This window comes from Providencia burhodogranariea DSM 19968, assembly GCF_000314855.2.
Classification (GTDB): Bacteria; Pseudomonadota; Gammaproteobacteria; order Enterobacterales; family Enterobacteriaceae; genus Providencia; species Providencia burhodogranariea.
In genome coordinates this window covers 284,868-287,227 of record NZ_KB233224.1, presented here as the reverse complement: position 1 = coordinate 287,227, position 2,360 = coordinate 284,868, and the positions used below count along the sequence as shown (strand labels likewise).

Sequence of the window (2,360 nt, the reverse complement as noted above, 5' to 3'; positions counted from 1 at the left end):
GTTGCCCATCATATCGTAAAGGCCTAATGGGGTTGGAGGATAGCTGCCGACAGGGTAGAAACCAGCTGAAAATAATATTTCTTTATTTTTGTTTGTATCTTCACCAATACCATCGTAATAAGTTCCATCTTTAGAGGCAAAGAGAATAAATTTGCCACGATCACGTGCCGCATATTCCCATTGGGCTTCAGTTGGTAAATCGATGGGTAAATGAGCTTGCTGTCCTAACCAAACACAATAATCTTTGGCGTCTTGCCAATCAACAGAGGTAGGGTAACTATCTTGGGTTGACTCTTGCCAATCTTTCATTATATCTCGTGATTTTAAATCATTATATCTGTCTGTTGATGGAAGTCCGATTAATTCACGCCACAAATTAAATTGTTGCCAAGTAACACGGTATTTAGACAAACTAAAGCTGTCTAAAGTGACATCATGAACGAATTTATCATCTTTTCCTAATGAATAAGGGAGTGTGGATTTACCATCGTGACCGCTACCAAAATCGCCCATTAAGAAAGTGCCACCTTCAATGAAGACCATACTGTGAATGGATTCATTAATCAGTTGTTGCTTTTGGGCTTCTTGCTCAGTGGTGAGTTTTTGTTCGCAACCAGAAAGAATGGGAGCTATGAATACTAATAAAGTTGTTATCGTTATTTTTTTCATATAGCTAATCATTAACGGTTTTCAACACAACGAAATCCGTTACCGAATTTCATATTGGGATCATCTTTTCCTCTCGCGATAGTAATTGCACCATCGAAACTTCCAAGATAGCCTCGTCTTACTTTTTTATCCCCTATTGTAGGCCCTTGTGGATTATGCTCTGGGGAGTGTTGGTAATAATCCTCAGAATACCAATCATTCACCCAATCGCTACTATTTCCCATCATATCGTATAAACCTATTGGGTTTGGTGCAAAACTTCCAACTGGCTTCCAATATGGGACAAAATTACGCGCAGGATCTAGTTCTGAGTACATTTTATTATCGCTGTTAGCATAGATCAGTAATTGCCCCCCACTGCGAGCAGCATATTCCCATTGAGCCTCGGTTGGTAAATCGGTTTTTCTCCTTGAGTTTTGTCCTAACCATTGACAATAGTCTTTTGCATTTTGCCAACTAACCGATGCTGGATAATTATCACTAATTTTATCTTTTTTAGCATAGGGGTTATTAAGGACATCGAGATAGTACTCTGTTTTATCTCGTCCTTGCAGGGCTAGCCAACGGTTAAACTCAGCCCACGTAACACGATATTTTCCCATGCTAAAATCAGAAAGTGAGACCCAGTGCAGGGGCCTTGTTGAGGGGTTGGTACTTAATGGTAATTTATCTTCATCAATTAAAGGGCCAAAATCGCCCATCTGAAAACGTCCGCCTTTTATGGGCACCATATTATCAAACGAAGTTTGGCGTAACTGAGCAGCTTCGGCTTCTTTTTGCGAATTATCACAGCCTGAGGTCATGAATACCATGATAGATAATGGCATAATTGCAGTGATTTTTTTCATATAGCTAATCATTAACGGTTTTCAACACAACGAAATTGATAACCAAATTTCATATTGGGGTCATCTTTTCCTCTTGCGATGGTTATTATTCCATCGAAACTCCCCAAATTACCTCGGATCACTTTTTTCGTACTTATTTCTGCTTCCGCCCCTAGTGGATTATGCTCTGGGGAATGTTGATAATAATCCTCAGAATACCAATCATTCACCCAATCGACGCCATTGCCCATCATATCGTATAGTCCTATTGGGTTTGGTGCAAAATTGCCGACTGGAGCGCTCCAACCAGTAAAGTTACGCGCAGGATCTAGTTCTGAGTGCATTTTATTATCGCTGTTCGCATAGATCAGTAATTGCCCCCCACTGCGAGCAGCATATTCCCATTGAGCCTCGGTTGGTAAATCGGTTTTTCTCCCTGAGTTTTGTCCTAACCATTGACAATAGCCTTTTGCATCTTGCCAACTAACCGATGCTGGATAGTCATCGCCTAGCTCATCCCAACTGATAATTTTACTATTTTTCCCTTGAGTATAAAATTCAAGTGGCTCGCGTTCTTGTAGGGCTAGCCAACGATTAAACTCAGCCCACGTAACACGATATTTTCCCATGCTAAAATCAGAAAGTGAGACCCAGTGTAGGGGCCTTGTTGAGGGGTTGGTACTTAATGGTAATTTATCTTCATCAATTAAAGGGCCAAAATCCCCCATCTGAAAACGTCCGCCTTTTATCGGCACCATATTATCAAACGAAGTTTGGCGTAACTGAGCAGCTTCGGCTTCTTTTTGCGAATTATCACAGCCTGAGGTCATGAATACCATGATAGATAATGGCATAATTGCAGTG

Annotated in this window: 3 protein-coding genes; all 3 read right to left on the bottom strand. The window is 40.8% G+C overall.

Annotated elements, in window-relative coordinates:
• On the bottom strand, positions 1 to 669 hold a 669-nt coding region (locus OOA_RS15260; RefSeq protein WP_040691748.1), incomplete at its 3' end, for a formylglycine-generating enzyme family protein.
• An 11-nt stretch (positions 670 to 680) separates the two neighbouring features.
• Positions 681 to 1,529, bottom strand: coding sequence for a formylglycine-generating enzyme family protein (locus OOA_RS15255; RefSeq protein WP_008913060.1), 849 nt, complete (start codon positions 1,527 to 1,529; stop codon positions 681 to 683).
• Positions 1,529 to 2,360, bottom strand: an 832-nt coding sequence (locus OOA_RS15250; RefSeq protein ID WP_008913059.1) for a formylglycine-generating enzyme family protein, incomplete at its 5' end; no start/stop codon positions are given. The genes OOA_RS15255 and OOA_RS15250, both read right to left, overlap by 1 nt.

Bases quoted from the DNA above. Each gene is read 5' to 3' on its own strand.
- OOA_RS15255 (WP_008913060.1), bottom strand. From the start codon at position 1,529: ATGATTAGCTATATGAAAAAAATCACTGCAATTATGCCATTATCTATC.